Genomic DNA, 4,865 nt, shown 5'->3' on the forward strand with positions numbered 1-4,865 from the left:
GCAACAGATGCCCGGAAAATTCCGGAAATGCGTCTAATGCAAAAGGCGTGTAGCTGGCCGCGATCATCACAAAAATCATGGCGTGATCCAAGCGACGGAATCTGGCTTTGACATGTCCGGCGGCTGCCAAATTCAAATTGTAGAGTGCTGAAGCCGTCAGCATGCCGAGCAGGCCAAAACCATAAATCCAGATTGATATGATGAGTTTGGCACTTGCCTCTGGCGGCAGGCGAGAGATTAACCAAGCCACACCACCTAAAGCCCCGAGGATGCCGACGAAATGCACAGCGCGATCGGCAAGGAACTCGGTACGATCATAGCGGGGAAAATCATAAGGCTCTGGCATTATGTCGTTCATGATCGTGCAACTTTCAAACCGAAATTTCACATAGACTACCCGTCCGCTCCGCTTCCGCGGCAATGTAGCCCAACTCGGGGGCTCCGAGAAGCGATCCCGAAAGTTAATGCGGATTAAAGTGCTGGTGGGTTACCCTTCTTAACGGCACTATATTAAATTCATACATGATGAACCATATGTGGTGGTGACCCTAGACCGACGGCTGCAGATGCACGGCCGCCGGCACCGGGTAATGCTGAGCGTCCGGTTCCAGGCTTGGCAGGTAGGCGGCCCTACGGCTACCAGAGGTCGATTGCCCAACGCCAGGACTACCAGAGCAGCCGTCTGCATTTCTGAGTTCGCTGCCCGGGAAGAGCCAGGCGGCTCCCGGCCACCCAGGCCGAATTTGGTTTTGGCCGTGATGCCCATGGCGTCGGCTGTTCTGGGTGGATTCCTGACCTTTGCTCGCAGTTGCTAATTCAGGCAGGGTCCCGGAAAGCTGACATTCATACCAACTGGAGCTTTCTGAAACTCAAAGCCTTCGGAATTTCGGTAAGAGTTATTTGAGAGATCCCCGGTTCATCGCCGATCGCGCTGCGCGGTCGGATTCATTGTAGTCTCTAGGGGAAGGCGGTATAAAAGTTTTTTAGTCGGCCGCAGATGGCGTATCGGCTGCGGCGTGCCCAAGTGCTAACGTGCAAAATGCAAAAAAGACCATTGGCCGGAAGGAAGGTATGCCTTGCATATCGATCGCAGTGAGTTTGGCAGCATTACAATTGACGGGAAGACCTACGGTCATGATGTGACGATCGGATTAGGCGACAAGGTGAGCAAACGAAAGAAGAAGCTGTCAAAGGAGCAGTATGGAACATCGCATGTTGTCTCGGAGGCGGAAGCCAAATTCGTCTTTGAGAAGGGATGCGATCTGATCATCATCGGCAGCGGCCAGGAAGGCAATGTCCGCCTTTCCCCAGAGGCCGAGGATTACTTCGCGAAGAAGGGATGCGACGTGGTGCTCCGACCAACGCAGGAGGCGATCCAATTGTTCAACCGATCGACGAAGCGCAAGATCGCGCTGATGCATGTGACATGCTGACCTGCGCGTATAGATGCCGCACGCTAGGGCTTGGCGTCGCCTTCCCGAAATGCCGCCAAGACCAATGTTGAGAAATTTTTCGCCCGCTCGTCAGGCTGGTCCTTGCGCCGCGGTGCCGGAGAGCATCGCCGGGGATCGGCCGGAGCACATTAACAGTCTGATAGAGCAACAGGCCGGGAAAGGCCGGCGATCTTTTTCCTAGCGTCGAGGACTAAAAATATGGCGCCACAACTTATCGCTCAACCAAAAGCTGCAAGTGCCGGAGGGCAACCCGCTGCGACCATCGTGCCAGGATTAGTCCACATTGCTCGGGACCTTTATCACGAACTTCATCCGCACAGCCACGCCGGCGAACGGGCCGGCCTCGACAGCTCGCTCGAGCGGGACTGGGGCTTCGACAGTCTATCGCGCGCAGAGCTGCTCTTGCGGGTGGATCGGGCTTTCTCGGTTCATTTGCCGGAACAGCTGCTCGCCGACGCGGAGACGCTCCGCGATCTGTTGGCGGCGCTGCAGGGCACGCAAGCAGCGCCAGCGGCCTTCGATACCGCCGTTCAGCGCGGCATCGAACCTGGTACCGCCGAACCCGCGCCCGCCGGCTCCACGACTCTCACCGCGGTGCTGGATTGGCATGTCGCGCACCATGCCGAGCGCGTTCACATCATCCATTGGCATGGGGACGGGACGGAGACGAACCTGTCATATGGTGAGCTTGCGGAGCGGTCGCGCGGCGTCGGGCGCGGTCTTCGGCAGGCGGGGCTTCAGCCGGGCGACCGGGTGGCGATCATGCTGCCGACGAGCGAAGCCTTTTTCATCGCCTTTTTCGGCATTCTATATGCGGGCGGCGTGCCGACGCCCATCTACCCACCTGCCCGCCCGTCGCAGCTTGAGGAGCATCTCAGACGGCAAGCCGGAATCTTACGCAATGCCGGTGCGGTATTGCTCGTCGCATCGCCGGAGACCATCGCGGTGGCGCGTCTGCTGAAGCTGCAAGTGGAAAGCTTGAGAGACGTGGTCAGTGTCGAGACGCTGAGCAAGGGAACCGGTACGCTTCCGGGCCAAGTGGCGCCGCACGGCCTTGCGCTGCTGCAGTACACATCGGGGAGCACCGGAGACCCCAACGGCGTCGCCCTCAGCCACCTCAACCTTCTCGCCAACATCAGGGCGATCGGCCAGGCGCTAGAGGCCGGCCCCGCGGACATCTTCGTCAGCTGGTTGCCGCTTTATCACGATATGGGGCTTATCGGCGCTTGGCTGGGCAGCCTCTATTTCGCCGCCCCGCTCGTGGTCATGTCGCCACTCACCTTCCTGGTCCGGCCGGAGCAGTGGCTCTGGGCGATCCACCGGCACCGCGCCACGCTCTCGGCAGCGCCCAATTTCGCGTTCGAGCTCTGCCTGCGCAAGATCGAAGATGCCACGATCGCTGGCCTCGACCTCAGCTCGCTACGGATGCTGGCCAACGGATCCGAGGCGGTCAGCCCAGCGACAATTCACCGCTTTGCAGCGCGGTTTGCGCAATATGGCTTCCGGCCGGAGGCGATGGCGCCGGTCTACGGCCTGGCCGAAAATGCCGTGGGATTAGCTTTCCCTCCACTCGGCCGCGCGCCGATCATCGACCGCGTTGATCGCGGAGCGCTGGCCAGGAACGGCAACGCCCTTCCGGCTGGACCAAACGATCCAAATGCGCTGGAATTCGTCGCGTGCGGCCGCCCATTACCAGGCCATGAGATCCGAATCGTGGGCGCTATGGGGGAGCTTGGCGAACGCCAGGAGGGATTGTTGCAATTCCGTGGTCCGTCCGCGACTGCGGGTTATTTCGCCAACCCGGCCAAGACGCGCCAGCTCTTCGACGGAGACTGGCTCAATAGCGGCGATCTCGCCTATATCGCCGACGGCGACGTGTTCATCACCGGCCGCTCGAAAGACATCATCATCCGTGCCGGCCGCCATATCTACCCGGAGGAGATCGAGGCCGCTATCGGCGAGGTCGACGGTGTTCGCAAGGGGTGCGTCGTGGCCTTCGGAACCCACGATCCACGTGCAGGGACTGAGCGCCTTGTCATTCTCGCCGAGACACATGAGACGGACCCGGCTGCCGTGTCAGCGTTGCGGCAGCGCATAGAGGACGCCGCCACGCGGCGTCTCGACGCGCCGCCGGAAGAGGTCATTCTCGTCGCGCCGCGCACCGTCCCGAAGACGTCCAGCGGCAAGCTCCGCCGCGCCGCGGCCCGCGAGCTGTTCGAGCAAGGCCGGCTTGCGCTGCATCCGCAGCCGGTATGGCGGCAAATCGTGCGGCTCTGGATTGCCGGCTTTGGTCCGCAGTTCCGGCGCTTTGGCCGCCTACTGGGTGAGGTCTGCTATGCCGCATGGTGGTGGGGTGTTGTTGTGCTGCTGGGCGCCCTCCTCTGGCCCATGGTTCTTTTGTTGCCACGTATCGCGTGGCGCTGGGCGCTGCTGCACGGCGCGGCGCGCTTGGCGCTTTGGCTCATGGGGATCCGGATCGAGGTGAAGGGCGTATGGCCACCTTCGGAACGCGGGATCGTCATCAGTAACCACGCCAGCTATCTCGATGGGCTGGTCTTGTCGGCTGCGCTGTCCGGCGAACTCGCCTTCGTCGCCAAAAAGGAGCTGAAAGAGCAGTTCTTCGCGGGCCATTTCCTCAAGGCGCTCGGCACGATTTTCGTCGAACGCGCCAATCCGGAAGGCGGCGTCGAAGACACGCGCGAAGCGCTTCTGGCGGCGCAAGCGGGCCAAACGCTGGTCTTTTTTCCCGAGGGGACATTCACGCGTGCTCCCGGGTTGCTCGCCTTTAAGCTGGGCGCCTTTGTGATAGCGGCGAGCCAGAATCTCCCAATCTTGCCCGTGACCTTGCGCGGAACACGGTCGATTCTACGTGGCGGCCAATGGTTCCCGCGGCACGGCGCCGTGTCGATGCGGGTCGGCATGCCCATCTCCCCGGAGGGAGCCGATTTCACGGCCGCGCTGCGGCTGCGCGATAGCGCCCGCGCCGCCATGCTCGTGCAATGCGGCGAGCCGGAGGCGGCCGTGCCATTGCAAACGGAGGAGCCGTGACTTATTTTTCGACACTTCGCTGTAAATCGTCCAGGGGTTTCGGCGCCTTTCGGCGCGCCAACCATTAGATTTGGCTGTGTTTTATGGGGTCACAACGTGGCGCCGATTCATCTGTGGACGCCCCGTTGTTGCAAAATTTGCCGCCAGACATGGCTAAGAGGCCAAAATCATACCAACCCAGTCTAAAGACTGACATACGCCCAGTCGCGGTTTCCGATTGATTTGATGCGCTCTGGATCGGCGATCAGCCAATTCCAAGGTATCCATCCGGTGAAAGACGCGGGTCTTACTTTTTCAGATGTCGTCGTTCTCTGATGATATCCTCCAGGTTTTCCACGCCGAAGTCGGAGAAGGCTGCGGTGC

General features: G+C 60.7%; 3 protein-coding genes. 2 read left to right on the forward strand and 1 reads right to left on the reverse strand.

Going from position 1 to position 4,865, the window contains the following annotated elements; translation table 11 throughout:
- Positions 1-358: hemolysin III family protein (locus tag ACLPJJ_RS11900; RefSeq protein WP_443591189.1), on the reverse strand; the 358-nt coding region annotated here is incomplete at its 3' end.
- 718 nt (positions 359-1,076) lie between these two features.
- On the opposite strand from ACLPJJ_RS11900, the gene ACLPJJ_RS11905 reads away from it, so the two are divergent.
- Together ACLPJJ_RS11905 and ACLPJJ_RS11910 are read left to right on the forward strand one after the other, a co-directional pair.
- Positions 1,077-1,433 carry an Mth938-like domain-containing protein gene (locus tag ACLPJJ_RS11905; protein ID WP_443591190.1) on the forward strand — a complete coding sequence of 119 codons (357 nt, stop codon included), beginning with the start codon at positions 1,077-1,079 and terminating at the stop codon, positions 1,431-1,433.
- A 219-nt stretch (positions 1,434-1,652) separates the two neighbouring features.
- Complete coding sequence (locus ACLPJJ_RS11910; protein ID WP_443591191.1) at positions 1,653-4,502, forward strand: AMP-binding protein; 2,850 nt, start codon at positions 1,653-1,655, stop codon at positions 4,500-4,502.
- The last annotated feature ends 363 nt before the right edge of the window (positions 4,503-4,865 follow it).

Origin of the sequence: Acidocella sp., assembly GCF_052326845.1 — a bacterium.
GTDB lineage: Bacteria > Pseudomonadota > Alphaproteobacteria > Acetobacterales > Acetobacteraceae > Acidocella.